15 protein-coding genes are annotated in these 17,961 nt (G+C 73.6%); 10 read left to right on the top strand and 5 right to left on the bottom strand.

Going from position 1 to position 17,961, the window contains the following annotated elements:
* Position 1: 1 nt before the first annotated feature.
* Positions 2-1,456 carry a radical SAM protein gene (locus TPA0908_RS26590; RefSeq protein ID WP_281942415.1) on the bottom strand — a complete coding sequence of 485 codons (1,455 nt, stop codon included), beginning with the start codon at positions 1,454-1,456 and terminating at the stop codon, positions 2-4.
* Positions 1,456-4,212, bottom strand: coding sequence for a glycosyltransferase (locus TPA0908_RS26585; RefSeq protein WP_281942413.1), 2,757 nt, complete (start codon positions 4,210-4,212; stop codon positions 1,456-1,458). The genes TPA0908_RS26590 and TPA0908_RS26585 overlap by 1 nt, the downstream gene beginning before the upstream one ends.
* A gap of 263 nt (positions 4,213-4,475) precedes the next feature.
* Here TPA0908_RS26585 and TPA0908_RS26580 point away from each other — a divergent pair, with 263 nt between their 5' ends.
* A complete protein-coding gene (locus tag TPA0908_RS26580) occupies positions 4,476-6,905 on the top strand; it encodes an ATP-binding protein (RefSeq protein WP_281942411.1) in 2,430 nt (809 codons plus the stop codon).
* Positions 6,906-6,983: 78 nt separating this feature from the next.
* Here TPA0908_RS26580 and TPA0908_RS26575 read toward each other — a convergent pair whose 3' ends face one another.
* Both TPA0908_RS26575 and TPA0908_RS26570 read right to left on the bottom strand, forming a co-directional pair.
* A complete protein-coding gene (locus TPA0908_RS26575) occupies positions 6,984-8,498 on the bottom strand; it encodes a cellulose binding domain-containing protein (RefSeq protein ID WP_281942409.1) in 1,515 nt (504 codons plus the stop codon).
* A gap of 56 nt (positions 8,499-8,554) precedes the next feature.
* Entirely contained in the window at positions 8,555-9,541 is a 987-nt protein-coding gene (locus TPA0908_RS26570; protein WP_281942406.1) for a TIGR01777 family oxidoreductase, read from the bottom strand.
* 123 nt (positions 9,542-9,664) lie between these two features.
* On the opposite strand from TPA0908_RS26570, the gene TPA0908_RS26565 reads away from it, so the two are divergent.
* The 7 genes from TPA0908_RS26565 to TPA0908_RS26535 all read left to right on the top strand — a co-directional run bounded on the left by TPA0908_RS26565 (position 9,665) and on the right by TPA0908_RS26535 (position 16,139).
* A complete protein-coding gene (locus TPA0908_RS26565) occupies positions 9,665-10,768 on the top strand; it encodes a cellulose binding domain-containing protein (protein WP_281942405.1) in 1,104 nt (367 codons plus the stop codon).
* Positions 10,769-10,779: 11 nt separating this feature from the next.
* A complete protein-coding gene (locus TPA0908_RS26560) occupies positions 10,780-11,922 on the top strand; it encodes a glycoside hydrolase family 53 protein (RefSeq protein WP_281942403.1) in 1,143 nt (380 codons plus the stop codon).
* A 113-nt stretch (positions 11,923-12,035) separates the two neighbouring features.
* Positions 12,036-12,593, top strand: a complete 558-nt coding sequence (locus TPA0908_RS26555) for an RNA polymerase sigma factor (protein WP_281942401.1) — start codon at positions 12,036-12,038, stop codon at positions 12,591-12,593.
* The gene (locus tag TPA0908_RS26550) at positions 12,590-13,393 is read left to right on the top strand and encodes a cupin domain-containing protein (protein ID WP_281942399.1); all 804 of its coding nucleotides are present in this window, start codon (positions 12,590-12,592) and stop codon (positions 13,391-13,393) included. Before TPA0908_RS26555 ends, TPA0908_RS26550 begins: the two co-directional genes overlap by 4 nt.
* A gap of 27 nt (positions 13,394-13,420) precedes the next feature.
* Positions 13,421-14,221 (top strand): ABC transporter ATP-binding protein, encoded by an 801-nt coding sequence (locus tag TPA0908_RS26545; RefSeq protein ID WP_281942397.1) that lies wholly within the window; start codon positions 13,421-13,423, stop codon positions 14,219-14,221.
* Entirely contained in the window at positions 14,218-15,552 is a 1,335-nt protein-coding gene (locus tag TPA0908_RS26540; protein ID WP_281942396.1) for a hypothetical protein, read from the top strand. Before TPA0908_RS26545 ends, TPA0908_RS26540 begins: the two co-directional genes overlap by 4 nt.
* A complete protein-coding gene (locus TPA0908_RS26535; RefSeq protein WP_281942394.1) occupies positions 15,549-16,139 on the top strand; it encodes a hypothetical protein in 591 nt (196 codons plus the stop codon). The genes TPA0908_RS26540 and TPA0908_RS26535 overlap by 4 nt, the downstream gene beginning before the upstream one ends.
* A gap of 38 nt (positions 16,140-16,177) precedes the next feature.
* Here TPA0908_RS26535 and TPA0908_RS26530 read toward each other — a convergent pair whose 3' ends face one another.
* On the bottom strand, positions 16,178-16,438 hold the full coding sequence (locus TPA0908_RS26530; protein ID WP_281942392.1) for an SDR family oxidoreductase: 261 nt from the start codon (positions 16,436-16,438) through the stop codon (positions 16,178-16,180).
* Positions 16,439-16,500: 62 nt separating this feature from the next.
* Between TPA0908_RS26530 and TPA0908_RS26525 the strand changes: the two genes are divergently transcribed.
* On the top strand, positions 16,501-17,721 hold the full coding sequence (locus TPA0908_RS26525) for a cytochrome P450 (RefSeq protein WP_281942390.1): 1,221 nt from the start codon (positions 16,501-16,503) through the stop codon (positions 17,719-17,721).
* The gene (locus tag TPA0908_RS26520) at positions 17,718-17,948 is read left to right on the top strand and encodes a ferredoxin (protein ID WP_281942388.1); all 231 of its coding nucleotides are present in this window, start codon (positions 17,718-17,720) and stop codon (positions 17,946-17,948) included. The genes TPA0908_RS26525 and TPA0908_RS26520 overlap by 4 nt, the downstream gene beginning before the upstream one ends.
* The last annotated feature ends 13 nt before the right edge of the window (positions 17,949-17,961 follow it).

Genomic DNA, 17,961 nt, shown 5'->3' with positions numbered 1-17,961 from the left:
GCTACCCGAACTCGGTGTGCATGATGGCTTCCACCAGGACCTCGCCGGTGGACGTCAGCGTGACGGAGCCGGCGTCGCGGTCCGTGGTGAGCAGGCCGCGGCGCTGAAGGGCGGCGAAGGCGCCGCCCCACGGCTCGTCGAACAGGGACCGGCCCTCGAACCGTTCCCGGTGCAGGTCGTCCCGCAGCGGTTGCAGCGTCGACAGGGCCATCTTGATCGACCGGGACTCGGTGGCCAGGGGGCCGAACCGGGTGGCCGAGGCCAGCGGCAGCACACCGGCCTCCACCGCCTCGACGTAACGCCGCTCGTTGACCTCGGTCATCGCCTCGGAGCGTCGGCAACTGGAGCTGCCGCCCAGGCCGATGGCGACCTCGGCGTCCTGCCGGTCCTGGTCCACCATGATGGCCTTCCACATCTCCGGGGCGTGCCCGGCCCGGTGGAAGTACATGGTCGGGTGCTCCCGGTAGCCCGCCGCGGTCAACCCGCCGGCCAGCACGTCGCGCATCTGGTACTGCTCGCCGAGCGTGGGCCAGTGGTGGCCGGCGGCGGCGAGCCGGTCCCGGTAGCCGGCGAACTGCCAGGCGGCGGGCCGGTCACCGGCGACACCGGTGCGGGTGTCGGCGTACGAGCGCAGGTGCAGCTTGGTGCAGACCAGGCCGGGCACCTCGTACTCCCGAACGGTGTCGAGGTCACGCCGCACGCTGTCGACGGTCTGGTCGAGCAGTCCGTACATCAGGTCGACGGTCACCCAGTCGAAGCCGAGCCGGCGGGTGTTCGCCAGGAACGCCCGGCACTCGACGGCCTCGTGCTCCCGCCCGGACAGCCGCAGCACCGGGTCGTCGAACGACTGCACCCCGCAGGACAGCTTGCGGCAGCCCTGCTCCAGCAGGAACTCCAACAGCGGCTCGGTGAAGGTGGTCGGGTCGCCCTCGAACCGGATGGCGGTGTCCGGGGTGAAGGCGAAGTTGCCGCGGTAGAAGTCGAGCAGCCGGGCCACCGCGTCGAGCGACATCAGGGACGGGGTGCCGCCGAAGACGTTGAACTCGCCGATCGGGGCGTCGCGGAGGTTCGGCACCCGGTCGAGCCAGAGCTGGGCCTCCCGGATGTTGAGGTCGACCCACCGGTCCACCTTGGCCCGGGTGACCGTCGGGTCGCCCTTCACCAGCACCACCGGGTACTGGCAGAACCGGCACCGGTAACTGCACGTCGGGATGTAGGACCACAGGTGGATGGGCCGGGTGTTCGCCAGTTGCGCGTTCAGGTCGTCGAGGAAGGAGTCCACGGGGGCGTCCGGGATGTCGCCGGGGAAGACGTGCGACCCGAACGGATCGAGGGCGACGTACTCGAGCAGCCGGCGGTTCTCCGGTGCGGCGAGCACGTCCACGACGGCGGGCCGCGGATGGCCGGGGTCGAGGTGGGACAGCGAGGCCAGCGCGTCCTCGTAGGCGTCGCTCATCAGAACACTCCTCCGTTGCCGAAGTAGTCGTGTGCCGCGCCGGATTCGCGGTCCTCGCAGTAGTGGCGGACGAAGTCGCGGAACCGCGCGGGATCGCCCTCCTCCCGGATCTCCTGAAGGCAGTCCGGCAGCGGCGGCGGATATCCGATGTCCGGCCCGACCGTGGCGCGGAGCCGGGCGAACAACTCCGCCGCGAACTCGAAGTAGAGCCGGAAGCTGGGCGACTTGTAGGAGTGGATGGGGACGAAGTCGATCAACCGGCTCTCGGCCCTGATCTCGGCGACGCGGCGCGCCAGCCGGTCCGCCAGCGCGGGCGTGAAGAACTCGATCACCGCGCGCTCGTGGAGCAGGGCCGGGGTCAGCAACACCGGAAGGATCATGTTCTTCGGCACGAAGTCCTTGATCGAGAACTCCCAGGCCTGGACCGCCTCGTCCTCGGTGAGGTCGACGACCGGGGAGTGGTCGGCGTCCGGGCGGATGTCGCGCATGGTGATGATGCCGCCGGCGCCGTACGCCCGTCCGGCGATCACCTCGTCGATCGCGTGGTCGACCCGGCGAGGGTTGATCTCCACCCGGGACCGGGGCACGTACGTGATGTCGTCGCCGCTGGCCCGGACCAGGATGCCGAAGTCCCAGTCGTCGGAGAGGTGGTTGACGAACCGGCCGTCCTTGACCTGGTAGGACAGCTCGATGCCACCCACCCGCTCGTAGGCCTGCCGTTCCACCGCGAATCCCTTGCCGTCGGGGAAGCCGCCGAACAGGCCGAACGTCACCGCCCGGCACCGCAGCGTCCGGTCGATCGCGTCCCAGAGCAACGGCCGGTCGGTGAAGTGCTCCGGGTCGTAGTGGTAGTCGCAGACCCCGATCGCGGCCTTGCCGCCGTCCATCGCCGTCAGCAGCGCCGACAACCAGTACCTGTCGACGCGGCAGTCGGCGTCCGCCGAGACGAGGTAGAACGGGGGCAGGTCGGTGTCGGTGGCGTCGCGCCGGCGGGCCCGCTCGGCGGCGAGGTCCATGCCGGCCTTCCGGGCGCACGACACGCCCTGCGCGGACTCCCCGATGACGTGCACGCGCAACCCCGGATGGGCGGCGGCCAGTCGGCGGGCCCGGGCCACGGTGTCGTCGGTCGAGTTGTTGTCGACCAGCAGCACGTCGAACAGCGCCCGGTCGAGGGGGCCGTCCGGCCCGCGTTGGCCGGCCAGCGATCCGAGCACCGCGGCGAGGTTGGCCGCCTCGTTGAGCACCGGCAGGACGACTGTCATCCGGGTTTCCGCCGTCAGGGCGGGCACGGCGGCCCGCCCGGCCCGGCCGTACACCTCGGGGGCCGCCGGCCCGGGCCGGCGGGCGGGCGGCGGTGCGGCGCCGAGCAGCTCGTCCACCAGCTCCGTGGCCCGGTTGGCGGCGAAGTAGCGCTTGCCGCGGGTGTGGTTGAAGGCCGCCACCCGGCGGTGCAGGACCGGATTGGTGAGCAGTTCGGCGACCTCGGCGACGAAGGCGTCGGTGATCGGCGCCTCATCGGTGGGGGTCACGTCGAGCACCGGGGCGTGCAGCCCCTTGCTGCCGTACACGGCGTCGTACATCTCGTAGCGGGTGGTCAGGTAGGGCACCCCGGAGGCGATCGACTCGCCGATCGGGTTCCCGTAGCTCTCGTAGTCGTACGAGGTCAGGAACGACGTCAGGTCGGCCTGCGCGAGCAGGTCCGCCACCGTGTGGCCGCGTTCCGGGCCGGGGGGCACGTCACGGGGCGCCAGCCGGCCACCGAAGACCACCCGGTGGGCGACCTGCCGGTGTTCGGCGTACGCCCGCAGCGCCGCGGCGGTGGCCGGGTGTTCGGTGGGATCGCCGGCGACGAACAGGTGGACCGGCCGGTCGACCCCTCGGTCGGCGAACCACCGGATCAGCCGGGCGAGCAGGTCGATGTCACGGTCGATCCGCTTCTGCGGCACCAGCCGGGTGAAGCGCGCGATCAGGGCCGCGTCGTCGGGGATCCCGTGGTACGCCCGGAACCGGCCGTCGACCAGGGCCGGCTCCGCCGGCTCGAACCGGAACGAGTTGTGCAGCACGCGGATGTCCCGCAGCCCGGGTGACCAGTCCAGGGTGCGTCGGCGGGCCTGCTCGTGCAGGGCGAGGTAGCGGATGTGCGGCGAGTCGACCGGGCGCACCGCGTGCGGGTAGGGCGGAACGCCGTACTTCCCGGTGGCCGGCTCACTGGTCCACATCAGGTCGTGGTCACGCCACAGCACGTAGGTGCCCAGGCCCGTCTCCCGGCCGTACCGTTCGATGGCGCGGTAGAGCGCCCGGGTGTACGCGACGTTCTCCGGCAGCGTGCCGTTCTCCACCAGCACGGCCGTCACCGAGTGGCGACGCCAGGTGGCGACGATCCGGTCGGCGATCGCGTCGCTGACCGCGTCGGTACGGGACGGCAGGGGGTCGCCGTGGCGTACCGCGTGCAGCGTGTCGCGGACGAACGCCGGGTCGTAGCCGGCGACGTCGGCGAGCCCGTCCACCCGGGTCAGCTCGATCCAGGACGGCAGGCATCGGGCCTCGTCGGTGTAGGGATCGAAGAAGCGGTTCTTGTCCTCCTTGATGTCGTACCCGATGTCCAGCAGCACGCGGTGGCCGCGTTGGCGGAACACGTCGGCGAGCTTGACGAACTCGACCACGATTCCGGACATCGGCGTGCCGTCGAAGGAGACACCCCAGAGGACGGCGGTCTTCGGCGCGCTCGACGGTGGGGTGTCGAGGGGCAGGTGCATCCGGATCTCCCTGGTCCGAAGGGCACGGACGGCGATCACGCCCCGCAGCGGTGGCGATCTGCCGAGCCTACGACGACCCGCCGACTGATGCGCTGCGGCCGATCGGCCGGCAGGTGAACCAGTTTCCTAGGACGTGCTACGGATGGTGCGCCGTCCGACATGGCAATGATCACAGTCCGTCCACAGTGCCCTGCGGAGGGTCACCGTCGTGGGATCATCGATCCGCGTTACGTCACTGTGGGGCGTCGGGTGGTGGGGGGAACATGCCGACAAGTCAGGTGCAGCGTGACCGGTTCGGGGCGGTGCTCAGGGCGTTCCGTCTGGAGCGAGGGCTGACCCAGGAGGAGCTGGCCGAGGCGGCCGGCTCCAGCGTCCGCGGCATCCGCGAGATGGAACGCGGTCGGGTCCGCAACCCGCAACGGCGCACGGTGGTGCTGCTCGCCGACGCGCTGCGGCTGGCCGGGGCGGACCGCGACCGCTTCGTCGCCCTGGCCCGGGCCGAGCGGCAGTCGTCCGACCGTCCGGTCGGGCCGGACGACCACCCGGCGGTGGCCGTGCCCGGGGAACTCCCGGCGCCCCTGCCGGACCTGGCCGGCCGCGCGGAGATCCTGGACCGGCTCGCGACGCTGGCCGCCGACGTCGCCGCCGGGCGACCGGACACCGCCTCGGTGGTGGTGGTGCACGGCCCGCCGGGGATCGGCAAGACCAGCCTCGCCGTCGCGGCCGGTCAACGACTCGGTCCGGCCTTCGCCGGCGGGCAGCTCTTCGTCGACCTGCGGGGTGGCCCACCGGCCGGACCGGTCGACCCGGCCGAGGCGCTGGCCGGGTTGCTGCGGTCGCTCGGGGTGCCGGACAGCCGGGTACCGGTGTCCCCGGCCGAACGGGGTGGGCTGTTCCGCACGCTCTCGCGGGACCGGCCGCTGCTGCTGGTCCTGGACGACGCCGCGGACGAGGCCCAGGTGCGTCCGCTGCTGCCGGCCGGGCACCGGTGTCTCGTGCTGGTCACCTGCCGGCGTCCGCTGACCGGTCTGGCCGGCGCGGTCCGGCAGCCGCTCGACCTGCTCTCGCCGGTGGCCGGTCGACTGCTGCTCACGGCGATCGTCGGCGCCGACCGGATAGCCGCCGAGCCGGCCGCCGCCGATCAACTCGTCAAGCTCTGCGGCCGGCTGCCGCTGGCCCTCCGGATCGCCGGCAACCGCCTCGCCAGCCGACCGGAGTGGACGGTCGGCCGGCTCGTCGATCTGCTCCACGACCAGCGCCGGCGGCTGACCGTGCTGACCGCCGGTGACCTGGACGTCCGGTCCGCGTTCGAGGTCTCCTACCGGCAACTGGACCCGATGACCGCACGGGTGTTCCGACGCGCCTCGCTGATTCCCGGCGCCGACTTCGCCGCCGCGCTGGTCGCCGCCGTGGCCGGCACCGACGAGGAGACCGCGTCCGCGGCATTGGAGGAGCTGGTCGAGGCCGGGGTGCTCCTGACCGTGGGGGACCGTTACCAGTTCCACGACCTGGTTCGGCTCTACGCCTCCGAGCGCCTCGACGCCGAGGAGCACCGGGTCTCCCGGACCAGGGCGCACGACCGGATGGTCGACTGGCTGCTGTGGCGTACCCGGCAGGCCGGTGCGATGTTCGAACCGGTCGCCTGCCGGGCCGACTCCGAGTTCGACGACGACCGGGCGGCGGCGTACTGGCTGGACCGGGAGTCCGGCAACTGGCTGGCGGCGCTGCGCGACGCGTCCCGGCGCGGTCGGCACGCCGACGTGGTCGCGGTCGCCCGGGCGCTGCACTGGTATTCCGACGCCAACAGCCACCGGCACTCCTGGGACGAGATCTTCTCGCTGGGCCTGGCCGCGGCCCAGGCCGCCGGCAGTCCGCACGACGAGGCCGTGCTCCTGAACTTCCTGGGGTGGGCCCGCTACTTCTGCCGGGACCGCAACACCGACGGGCTGGCCGCCTTCGGCCGGGCGCTGGACCTGGCCCGGCGGATCGGGGACCGCCGCGAGGAGGCGTGGGCGCTCACCTACCTCGCCGCGATCCAGGTCCGGACCGGGGACGGCGGGTCGGCCATCGACCACAGCCACCGGGCGGTGGGCCTGTTCCGCGAGATCGGGTACGCGCTCGGCGAGTACAGCGCGGCGAGCGTGCAGGGCGCCGCGCTGGCCGCGCTCGGCCGGTTCGCCGAGGCGGCCGGGGTGCACCGCGAGGTGCTGGCGTTCTACGGCCGGGGCAACGGCCTCAGCCGTACCGGCGCGGCGGTGGCCCGGGCCGGCGCGATGATGAGCCTGGGGGCGGACCTGGCCGGGATGGGTCGGTGGCGGGACGCCGCCGACCAGTACGACCGTGCCCGCCGGGTGTTCCAGCGGTGCGGCGCGACGTTCAGCGAGGCCAACGCCGTGCACCGGTACGGGCTCGCGCTTCAGGCGTTGGGCGGGGCGAAGGCGGCGGCCGACGCGCTGCGGGCGGCGTTGGCCCTGTACGCGGCGCTGTCCTGCCCGTGGTGGGAGGCGCAGACGCTGCACGCGCTCGCGGTCCTGGCCGACGCGAACCCGGACCTGGGCGACGACGCCGGCCGGCTGCGTCGGCGGGCGCTCGACAGGTGCGGCGAACTGGACGCCCCCGAGGTGCGGACGCTGCGCGCCACGCTGCGCCGGGAACTGGTCCAGGGTCTGGTGCGGCGGAACCGGCCGGCCTGAGCGGACCGGCCCGGGCCGGTCCGGCACGACGGCCGGGCCCCGCCGACGGTGCGGCGGGGCCCGGGTCGGTGGACGAGGTCAGTTGCAGGTGGTGCCGTTGAGCGTGAACGGCGCCGGCACGGCGGGGGAGCCGTCGGCGGTGAAGCCGACGTTCACGGCGCCCCCGGTCGGGATGGCGGCGTTGTGCCCCTCGTTGGTGACGGTCACCGCCGGGCCGGTCTGCTGGAAGACGCCGTTCCAGTGGCCCTGTACGACCTGGCCGCCGGGGAAGGTCCAGCCCAGCGACCAGCCGTTGACGGCCGGGCCGTCGTTGTAGACGGTGACGCTGGCGGCGTATCCGGTGCTCCACGAGTTGGTGACGACGAAGGAGACCCGGCAGGTGCTGGCGCTCGCCGTCGCCGGCACGAGGTTGCCGTAGTCGTCGCGGGCGGTGGCGAAGTCCTGGAAGCCGAAGCCCGGGCCCGCCGACCGGGTGGTGGTGCCGGCGGCGAGCACGGTGCCGTCGGCGTTGACGGCGTAGACCGGACCGCCGCTGTCGCCGCCCCGGGCGGCCTCGTCGCCGTCGAGCTGGGTGGCCTCGACGAGGTCCTCGATGTCGTCGTAGTGGAATTCGACCCGCAGGTTGCAGACCGGGCCGCCGAGTTCGCCGGCGGAGGTGTACCCGGACTGGCACAGCAGTTGGCCGGGGAAGACCTCGGTCCAGCCGGCCACCCGGGCCCGGACCTCGTCGTGCTGGCCGCCGACGTAGATGTGGTCCCCGGGGGCGGACGTCGAAATGATCATCGTGTCGTGGTCGTCGTTGCTGTCGACCGCGTAGCCGACGAGCGTGCCGGTGCCGGTGGACGTGTTCCAGCCGACGTGCCAGGGCGAGCCGACGGCGCCGCAGTGCTCGGCGGTGAGGACGTAGCCGGCGTTGGTGTCCGCGTTGCGGACGCCGAAGCCGGCGGTGCACCCGGGGGTGGTGAACCCGATGCCCGCGCCGCCGTCGAACGGCGCGGCGTCGTTGGCCCGCGACCGGGGCACCATCCGGTCGCGGGTGACCACGCTGGTCCGGACGCCGGTGGCCGGCAGCTTCGGCAGCGCGGCGCCCGGGGTGCGGTCGACGGCGATCTCGATGCCGCTGCCGTCGGTGCGCAGTCGCACCGAACGGCCGGCGCCCGCCGGGCCGGCCTCCACCACCGGGGTGAGTCGGGCGGCGGCCTTGCGCAGGTCGGCGCGGGACCAGGTGGCGTCGGCCACCTGGACCGGCGCGGTGCGGCGGGCGGCGGTGACGGCTGCCGTGACGTCGGCGGGTGGCGCGCCCTTCCACCACAGGGTGACGTGGTCGTCGACCAGGCCGATGCCGGCGTAGCCGCGGGCCGGTGCGCGTTCCACCGCGGTGCGGATGACGTTGGCGGCGTCGACGAGCGGGGCCTGGGCGACCATCCGGTCCACGGTCCGGGCCGGGATGACGTCGAGGATGGTGCCGGGGGCGCGGGTGGCCTCCGGCCGGTCGGACGCCGCGTGTCCGGCGAGGGGCCCGGTGAGCGTCGTCGCGCCGATCACCGCTCCGGCGACCACCGTACGGGCGATCGCTTTCCGAATGTGTGTCATGACGCCGAGTCAAGCAACGCCCGATGTGGGGGGACAGGCAGGACGTCCGGCAGGAGTCAACCTGCCGGGGAACGGCCGGTGCCGTCGGCCGTCGCCCGGCCCTGTCCCCGGCGACGCCGTCGTGCCAGCTCCCCGGCGGCGGCCGGCCAGTGGGGGTGGGTGAACGTGAACCCGGCGTCGGTGAGTCGTCCCGGCGTGACCCGCCGACTCTTCAGCAGCAGTTCGGTGTCCGACCGGAGCGCGAACGCGCCGAGCTCCGCCATCCATCCGGTGGCGGGCAGGCCGACCGGCATCCGCCAGGCCGACCGGAGCGCGCGCATGAACTCCCGCTGCGGCAACGGGTGCGGCGCGGCCAGGTTCACCGCCCCGGCGAGGTCCTCGCGGGCGATCAGGAAGCGGACGGCGCGGACGAAGTCCCGGTCGTGGATCCAGGAGACGTACTGCCGGCCGCCGGCGACCGGTCCGCCGAGGCCGAGCCGCGCCAGCCAGCTCAGCACGTCGAACACGCCACCACGGTCGGGGCTCATCACCATGGCCGACCGCAGTGCGACCTTGCGCGTGTGGGGAGTCGCCGCCTGTTCCTGCGCGGCCTCCCAGTTCCGGGCGATCTGGACGCTGTACGCCCAGTATCCGGGCACGCCGTGCTCGTCGCCGCCGATCAGGCCGGCGTGCTCGTCGTTGGCGGCGTCGAAGCGGTGCGCGTAGATCGTCGCGGTGCTCATCTGCAACCACACCCGGGGCGGTCGGGCCGCCCGGCCGATGGCCTCGCCGACCACCCGGGTGGACTCCACCCGGGACCTCATCATGGCGTCGAGGTTCGCGGCGGTGTACCGGCAGCTCACACTGCGTCCCGCCAGGTTGACGACCACGTCGCTGCCGTCGATCCGCTCGGCCCAGTCGCCGAGCGTGGCGCCGTCCCACCGGACCTGACGCGGACCCGCCGGCGAGCGGGTCAGCAGCACCACGTCGTGGCCGTCGGCGGTCAACGCCCGATCCAGGACGGTGCCGATCTGCCCGGTGCCGCCAGGAATGACGACCTTCATGGTCCCTCCTCGCCCGACCTTGTTTGAACGTGTTCAACTTATCCTCGGGCGGTCGGGTGGTCAAGATCGACCGAGGTGTGGGACATGTTGGCGATCATCGATATCTGCGGGCATCGTCGAGGTATGACAGGCGTCTGCTCGTCCTCGCCGTTCCGCCGTCCACGGTCGGGTCTGCTGGCCGCCCTCGTGCTGGTGACCGCGGTGCTCGGCACCACGCTGAGCACCACACCGGCGGTCGGGTCCTCGGCGCCGACCACGGCGCCGAGCACGCCGAGCACCACGCCCTTCCCGCCGAGCCCGCCCACGAACCTGGCCGCCAGCGAGGTACGCAGCGTGTCGGTCACCCTCACCTGGACCGCCGCCACCCCCGGCTGCTGCCCCGTCGCCGGCTACGACATCACGTACTACCAGCCGTTCGACGACGTCCTCTACAGCGCCAGCGTCGGGGACGTCACCACCACCACCATCACCGGCTACATCCAGCCCGGTCGCCAGTACTCGTTCCGGGTGGCCGCCCGGGACAGCCTCGGACACCGCTCCGCCGCGAGCGCCACGGTGACCGTGGTCACCCCCGTGACGGACACCGGCCCCGACACCACCCCGCCGAGCGCCCCGCAGAACCTGACCGTCGGCGAGGTGACCGGCACGACCGCCGCGCTGTCGTGGTCGCCGTCGACCGACGACGTCGGCGTGCTGGGGTACGACGTCTACCGCTTCGACGGCTGGTTCACCTCGACGCGCGTCGCCACCGTGGCGGGCACGACCTACACGGCGGCGCTGCCCCCGTCGACGCCGCTGCGCAACCTGTACTACGTGCGGGCCCGGGACGCGGTGGGCAACGTGTCGATCGCGTCCAACACGGTCACCCTGCCCACGGCGGACACCCCGCCCACCCCTCCGCCGTCGACCTGCCGGGTGACCTACCGCAACCAGTCCGAGTGGCCGGGCGGTTTCGTGGCCACCGTGACGGTCCAGAACACCGGGACGGCGTCGGTCGACGGCTGGACCGTCACCTTCGGCTTCCCCGGCGACCAGCAGTTCACCTCGGGGTGGAACGCCACGGTCGGGCAGACCGGCGCCACCGTGACCGCCCGCAACGTCGACTGGAACCGGACGCTCGCGCCGAACGGCTCCGCGACCTTCGGCCTCCAGGGCCGGTGGAACGCCAGCGACGCGCCGCCGACCGGCTTCACGCTGAACGGCGCCCCCTGCGCCGTCGGCCCGTGAGGGGCAGGGCAGTGAGCACCCGTCCCGCCGCACCCCACCGCCGCCGCCCCCGGGCCCTGCTCGCGGCCGTCGCGGCCGGCGTCCTCGCCGTCACCGCCACGCTCGGCGGCCCGCCCGCGCCGGCCACCGCCGCGAACACACTCAGCATGCGGGGCGCCGACGTCTCCTCCTTGCAGCGCAGCCTGGACCTGGGCGCGAGGTACTACGACGCCGGCGGTGTCGCCCGCGACCCCCTGGACATCCTGAAGTCCGTCGGCGTCAACTACGTCCGGCTGCGCGTCTGGAACAACCCGGCCAGCGGCTACAACAACAAGAGCCGGGTGCTGACCCAGGCGAGCGCGGCCCGGGCGAAGGGCCTGAAGGTGCTCGTCGACTTCCACTACTCCGACACCTGGGCCGACCCCGGCAAGCAGTACAAGCCGGCCGCCTGGGCCGGCCACAGCCTGAGCCAGCTACGGACCGACGTGTACGCCTTCACCTACGACGTCTGCGCCAGCCTCCGGGCGCAGGGCACCCCGCCGGACAGCGTGCAGATCGGCAACGAGATCAACGTCGGGATGCTGTGGAACGAGGGGAAGGTCGTCAACAACGACTTCGCGCCGCTGGCCGGCCTGCTGAAGCAGGGCTACCAGGCGACCAAGGCGTGCGGCGGCGACATCCCGGTGATGATCCACACCGCGGACGCCGACAGCAACGCCAACGCCCGCTGGTTCTACGACGGCATCCGCGCCCAGGGCGTGCAGTGGGACATCACCGCCCTGTCGTACTACTGCATGTGGCACGGCACGCTGGCGAACCTCTACCGGAACATCGTCGACCTGCGCGGTCGCTACGGGAAGCCGGTGGTGATCGTGGAGACCGCGTACCCCTTCACCCGCGACGACGCGGACGGCGAACCGAACGCCGTCGGCGACGCGACCTGTGACGGCATCGCCGCCTCCTGGGCCGGGCAGGCCCAGGAGTTCGACTGGGTGCAGAACACCGCGCGCAACGCCGGCGCCATCGGGGTCTTCTACTGGGAACCGACCTGGTACGCCGTGCGCGGCAACGGCTGGGACCCGGCCGACATCAACGGCACCGGCAACCAGTGGGACAACATGGCCGTCTTCGACTGGTCCGGGCGGGTGAACCCGGGCGTACGCTGGACGCCCTGACCTGCCCGGACCGGTCGCGCCGGTGACCGGCGCCCGCGGCGAGTGGCACAGGTCACAGCGGATCGGGACCCGGGACGGCCCGGGTGGTCGTCTTACCGGACGTGAGCAGAGGCATGGACGCGGCAGACGAGGGCGAACTCGTCCGACGTGTGGCCCGTGGCGACCGGCGGGCGTTCGACGAGCTGTACCGACGTACCGCGCCCTGGCTGGAGGTGCGGCTGCGCCGCCGGTGCGCGGACCCGGACGTGGTCGCCGAGGTGTTGCAGGACACCTACCTGGCGGTCTGGCGGGCGGCGGACAGCTTCGCCGGTGCCCGGGGTGGCAGCGGTGGCGGGGCGCGGGGGAGCGCGGTGGGCTGGCTGTGGACCATCGCCGCGCACCGCCTGGTCGACGCGTTCCGTCGTCGGGCCCGCACGGCGCAGGTGCCGCCGGTGCCGCTCACCCCGAGCACCGCGCCCGCCGCCGAGGACGAGGTGATGGCGGCCCGGGTCGGCCAGGAACTCGAGCAGGCGCTGCTCGTCCTGCCGCCCGAGGTCCGGGCCGCGCTGCGGGCCACGGTCCTCGACGGGCTCTCCCCGCGCGAGGCGTCGGTGCTGCTGGGCGTGCCGGAGAACACCGTCAAGTCCCGCGTACGGCGAGCCCGGATCGCCCTACGGGAGGCGCTGTCATGAGCAACCACCCCAGCCTGACCCAGCTCCAGCGCTACGCCGCCGGAGCACCCGACCTCGACGAGCCCGGCGTCTGGGCGATCGAGGTGCACCTCGAGGACTGCGCCGACTGCCGGGCCCGGCTGGCCGGCAGCACCACCGCGGCCACCCGGGCCGTGCTCGAACGGGTGGCGACGGCCCTGGACCGGGAGATCTCGGCGGCACCGGCTCCGGTCGCCGCCCGCCGGTCCTGGTCGGTGCTGCGCCACCGCTGGTTCGTCGGCACGCTGCTGCCGTGGCTGGCCATGACCGTCGTGGTGTTGGCCTGCGCCGCGCTGCTCGGCGTGCTGTGGACCGGGCAGCCCTCGCTGGTGCTGCTGGTCGCACCGCTGGCGCCGTTGCCCGGGGTGGCGGTCGCCTGGCACCGACGGGCCGACCCGGCCTGGGAGCTGATCGCCGCCACACCCGCCGCCGGGCTGACCATGCTGCTGCGGCGGACGGCCGCGGTGCTGGCGTGCGTCGTTCCCGCGCTCGCCCTGGTCGGCGCCGGCATCGGGGTGTCGATGGCCCTGATGCTGCTGCCCTGCCTGGCGTTCGCCGCCGCCGCGCTGCTGCTGGGCACGCTCGTCGGGGTGCGCCGGGCCGCGATCGGCCTGATCGCCGCCTGGACGCTCGTGGTGATCGCACCCAGCCTCGCCACCGCCCGGATGCCGGTGCTGCTGGCCGCGGGGAGCACAAGCGGTTGGGCGTTGGCCACGGCCCTGCTGACCGTCCTCGCCCTGCTCCGGCTCGACGGCTTCCGGCGACTTTCCCTCCGCGACTAGTCACCGCGACCACCGATGGAGATGATGATGCGTGCTGTGCGCGCGGTCGAGACGACCGCCACCACCCACCCCTGGGCGATCCACGCGACGGGGCTGCGGGTCCGGGCCGGGCGACACCTGGCCGTCGACGGCCTCGACCTGACGCTGACCTCCGGCGTGCACGGACTGCTCGGCCCCAACGGCGCCGGGAAGACCACCCTGATGCGCGCCCTGGCGACCGTGCTGACCCCGGCCGGGGGGCGGTTGACGCTGCTCGGGCATCCGGTCGACGGGCGCGCCGACCTGCGACCGGTCCGCCGCACGCTGGGCTACCTGCCGCAGCAGTTCGGCTACTACCCACGGTTCACGGTCCGTGAGTTCGTCGCGTACATGGCCTGGCTCAAGGAGATGCCGAAGGCCGGCATCCCGGCGGCGGTGCAGCGGGCCGTCGACCGGGTCGGGCTGACCGCCAAGGCCGACGCCCGGTTGAAGACGCTCTCCGGTGGCATGCTGCGTCGCGCCGGCATCGCCCAGGCCATCGTCAACGATCCCCGCCTCCTGCTGCTCGACGAGCCGACCGTCGGTCTCGACCCGGAACAGCGCCTCGACTTCCGTGAGCTGCTGCGTGACCTCGGCACCGACAGTTGCGTGCTGGTCTCCACCCACCTGGTCGAGGACGTGGCGGCGGCCTGCACCGACGTCGTCCTGGTCAACGAGGGTCGGCTGGTGTGGCAGGGCACGCCCGAGGCGTTGAGCGCGCAGGGCGACCAGGGCCACGCCGGCGACAGCGCGGCCGAGCGCGGCTACTCCGCGCTTCTCCGCCGGCACCGCGCGGAGGCCGCCCGATGAGCATCCTGGGGATCGAACTGCGTCGTTCCGCCGCGGTCGGCGGCGCGCTGGTCGCGGTGGTGGTCGGCGTCGGCGCGCTCTACGGCGCGACCGGTCGGTGGTCGAGTGGCTGGATGGCGTTGGCCATGACCGTCCGGGAGTACCTGCTCCTGCTGTGGCCGCTGGCCCTCGCCGCCGGGGCCTGGCAGGGGCGCCGGGAGCACCGGGCGAAGGTGACCGAGTTGTTCGCCACCACCGCCCGGCCCCGCGCCGCGCGGATGCTGCCGGTGCTCGGCGCGACGGCGCTCACCTTCGCGCTCGGCTACCTGGTGGTGACCGCCGCCGGCCTCGCCCGGATCGCCCCCACCGCCCCGTACCGGCCGGTGCCGACCTTCGCGGTGGTCACCGGCGTCGGCGCGCTCTCCCTGGTCGCCGCGGTGTGGCTCGGCCTGGGGATCGGGCGGATGCTCCCCGCCCTGGTGACCGCCCCGGCGCTCGCGGTGGGCGGCGTGCTCGTCGTCTTCTTCAGCGCCGTCGGACCCGCGGACCGGCAGGCGGCGGCCCTCTCGCCGGTCCACGGCTCGGGTCGGTTCCACGACTACCAGACGATCGACAGCCGGGTCAGCGGCGCGCTCGCGATCTGGTTGGCCGCGCTCGCCGTCACCGGTCTGCTGCTGTTCGTGGCCGGCGGCTGGCGGACCCGGACGGCGGCGGCGCTGCCGGTGGTGCTCGGGCTCGTCGCGGCGACCGCTGTCGTCCCCCGCGACCGGGACGCGCTGAACTGGCCGGTGGACCCGGTCGCCCGGGAACTGGTGTGCACCGGTGACACGCCCACGGTCTGCGTCAGCCGGGTCCACGCGAACGTGCTCGGCACGTTGACCCCGCCGGCCCGGCAGGGGCTGGCCGCGCTGGCGAAGCTGCCGGACGCGCCGAGCGCCGTGCACGAGGACACCCGCACGATCGGGGACGACGGGTGGCCGGTCGCCCGGCACGGTGTCGTCACGATCGAGGTCCGGATCGACGCAGACGGCGGACTCGCCCACCCGGCCGCCGTGGTCAACCAGGTCGTCAGGGGACTGGGCGTGGCGTACGACGGGCGGTGCGAGCAACGCAACGAGGTGGTCGAGCGCGCGGCGGCCTACTGGCTCCTGGGCCGCGAGCCGCGGTCCGACGTCGGTCTGGTCCCCGGAATGATCGAGGAGGATCCCGGGATCAACGCCGAGGCGGTCACCCTGTGGCAGGGGCTGCGGGCACTGCCCGACGGGGAGGCGCTGGCCCGGGTCACCGCCGTCCGCGACGCGCTCCGGGCCTGCCGGGACACCACCGGGATGCTGTCCGGGAGCGCCAGGTGACCTGGACGCTGCTGTACCTGCGCTCGCGACGCGTACCGCTGGCCCTGGCCGCGGCCCTCGGCGGCGCGGCGGCGGTCTGGGCGCTGTGCCTCGCCTTCGCCACGGAACGCGACGCCACCCCCATGGTGGTCGTGATGACGGTGACGCTGATGGTCGTGGTGCTCGCGCCCACGCTCGCCGGCCCCGACGAGAGCCTGGACCGGACGGCCTCGATGCGGTGGCCCCGGCGGCGCGCGGTGCACCTGCTGGCCGGCCTCGTGGTCGTCCTGCTGGTGCTGCTCGCCACCCGGCACACCGGCGCCCGGTTCGGGCCCGCCGGGATGGTGGTCCGCGACGCCGCCGGGCTGCTCGGGCTGACCGCGCTGTGCGCGACGGTGCTCGGTGCCGCCCGGTCGTGGTTCGTGCCGCTGGCCTGGACCGCCGTCGCGACCCTGTACCCGCAGGGGGGCGCCGGGGGAGCGGTCGCGACGTGGCAGGCCCAGCCGGCCGACAGCCGGGCCGCCGCGCTGACGGCGGTGGCGCTCGCCCTCGGCGGGCTGATCGCCTACCCGGCCGCCGGCCCGGCCCGCGGCCGACCGTCCGAGTAGTCCGAGCTTCCGCGACACGCGGGCTGCCCCGGGCCGGGTCAGGCGCCGGCGCCGCCGTCCACCGGCAGGATCGCGCCGGTCACCATGCAGGCGCGGTCGCTGAGCAGCCAGGCGGCGGCTTCGGCGACCTCCCGCGGCTCGGCCAGCCGCCCGAGTGGACTGCTGGCGTCGATCCTCTCCCGGACGCCCGGGGACGCCGCCTGCCAGGCGTCGATCATCTCGGTCTCGGTGCGCCCCGGTACGGAGCGCACGCTGACCGCGCGCCGGGCCTCGACCGTGGGGATTGTGTCGACCTTCATCGATGAGTAACGTGGCGCACCGATGTGACTACTCAACGCTTCAATCGGAGGTGGTCCATGTGATGGGTGCCGTGGAGGCGGAACTGCCGCTCTGGCCGCCGGTCAATCCCACCCGAGGTCCGTTCGCCCCGCTGGACGAGGCGGAGCGCCAGCGTTACGCCGGCCCGGTGAGACGGGTGCGCCTGTCCACCGGGGCCGCGGCCTGGCTGGTCACCCGGCATGCCGACGTCCGTCAAGTGCTGCGGCACCCCGCCTTCAGCGCCGACTTCTACCGCCCCGGCTTTCCGTTGCTGCGCCCCTTGCCGCCCCGGGAGGCCGAGGAGGGCAAGGGCATGTTCTTCCGGATGGACGGCGCCGAGCACGCCCGGCTGCGCCGGATGCTCACCGCCGAGTTCATGATCAAGAATGTCCGTCGGATCGAGCCGCTGATCCGGCGTAGCGTCGAGGAGTCGCTCGACGCCCTGGCCGCCGCCGGGCCCCCGGCCGATCTGGTGTCGACCTTCGCCCTGTCCCTGCCGTCCATGGTGATCTGCCACCTGCTCGGCGTCCCCTACGCCGACCACGACTTCTTCCAGGCCCGCAGCCGCTCGCTGCTCGATCGCGAGCTGCCGCCGGAACAGCTCCGGCACGAGTTCGGGGCGCTGCGCGACTACCTCCGGGCGCTGATCGACGCCAAGCGGGCCCGGCCCGACGGATCGGACGATCTGCTCGGCCGGCTGATCCGGGAACGGGTCGAGCCGGGGGAACTCGACGTGGACGAACTGGTCGGGATGGCGATGCTGCTGCTCGTCGCCGGTCACGAGACCACCGCCAACATGATCGGGCTGAGTGTCCTGCTGCTGACCCGGGAACCCGGGCGGTACGCGCTGCTGCGCGACGAGCCCGACCGGACCGCGGATCTGGTGGAGGAGCTGCTGCGTTACCTGAGCGTCCTGCGGACCGGGGTGCTCCGGGTGGCCACCGAGGACGTCGAGATCGGCGGCCGGGCGATCCGGGCCGGCGAGGGCGTGATCGCCCTGATCTCCCTGGCCAACCGGGACGACGAGGTCTTCGACGATCCGGATCGGTTCGACCCGTACCGGCAGGCGCACCAGCAGGTGGCCTTCGGGTTCGGGGTGCACCAGTGCATCGGGCAGCCGCTGGCCCGCGCCGAGTTGCGCATCGCGCTGACGGGGCTGGCCCGCCGCTTTCCCGACCTGCGCGTGACGGCCGCCCCGGAGGAGTTGAGCACCCGGGACAACTCGATCGTCTTCGGTCTCGACGCGCTGCCGGTGACCTGGTGACCGCTGCCGGCGGCCCCGTCGGCGAGGAGCGGACGGTGCGGGTGGAGGTGGACCGGGACGCCTGTTGCGGCTCGGGGAACTGCGTGCTCGCCGCGCCGGAGGTGTTCAATCAGGACGACGCGGACGGGCTGGTGCTGCTGCTGGCCGCCGCGCCGCCGGCGGAGTGCGCCGAGCGGGTGCGCCGCGCCGCCGACCTCTGCCCGGCCGGGGCGATCCGGGTCACCTGACGGGGACGTCCAC

Origin of the sequence: Micromonospora sp. AKA38 (genome assembly GCF_027925725.1) — a bacterium.
GTDB lineage: Bacteria > Actinomycetota > Actinomycetes > Mycobacteriales > Micromonosporaceae > Micromonospora.
Note: the sequence above shows the minus strand (reverse complement) of the source record. Positions and strands in the feature narration are given on the sequence as shown.

What these genes read in the sequence shown, in the direction of transcription:
- TPA0908_RS26590 (WP_281942415.1), bottom strand. Translation starts at nt 1,456, where the DNA reads ATGAGCGACGCCTACGAGGACGCGCTGGCCTCGCTGTCCCACCTCGAC.
- TPA0908_RS26585 (WP_281942413.1), bottom strand. Translation starts at nt 4,212, where the DNA reads ATGCACCTGCCCCTCGACACCCCACCGTCGAGCGCGCCGAAGACCGCC.
- TPA0908_RS26580 (WP_281942411.1), top strand. Translation starts at nt 4,476, where the DNA reads ATGCCGACAAGTCAGGTGCAGCGTGACCGGTTCGGGGCGGTGCTCAGG.
- TPA0908_RS26575 (WP_281942409.1), bottom strand. Translation starts at nt 8,498, where the DNA reads ATGACACACATTCGGAAAGCGATCGCCCGTACGGTGGTCGCCGGAGCG.
- TPA0908_RS26570 (WP_281942406.1), bottom strand. Translation starts at nt 9,541, where the DNA reads ATGAAGGTCGTCATTCCTGGCGGCACCGGGCAGATCGGCACCGTCCTG.
- TPA0908_RS26565 (WP_281942405.1), top strand. Translation starts at nt 9,665, where the DNA reads ATGACAGGCGTCTGCTCGTCCTCGCCGTTCCGCCGTCCACGGTCGGGT.
- TPA0908_RS26555 (WP_281942401.1), top strand. Translation starts at nt 12,036, where the DNA reads ATGGACGCGGCAGACGAGGGCGAACTCGTCCGACGTGTGGCCCGTGGC.
- TPA0908_RS26550 (WP_281942399.1), top strand. Translation starts at nt 12,590, where the DNA reads ATGAGCAACCACCCCAGCCTGACCCAGCTCCAGCGCTACGCCGCCGGA.
- TPA0908_RS26545 (WP_281942397.1), top strand. Translation starts at nt 13,421, where the DNA reads ATGCGTGCTGTGCGCGCGGTCGAGACGACCGCCACCACCCACCCCTGG.
- TPA0908_RS26540 (WP_281942396.1), top strand. Translation starts at nt 14,218, where the DNA reads ATGAGCATCCTGGGGATCGAACTGCGTCGTTCCGCCGCGGTCGGCGGC.
- TPA0908_RS26530 (WP_281942392.1), bottom strand. Translation starts at nt 16,438, where the DNA reads ATGAAGGTCGACACAATCCCCACGGTCGAGGCCCGGCGCGCGGTCAGC.
- TPA0908_RS26525 (WP_281942390.1), top strand. Translation starts at nt 16,501, where the DNA reads ATGGGTGCCGTGGAGGCGGAACTGCCGCTCTGGCCGCCGGTCAATCCC.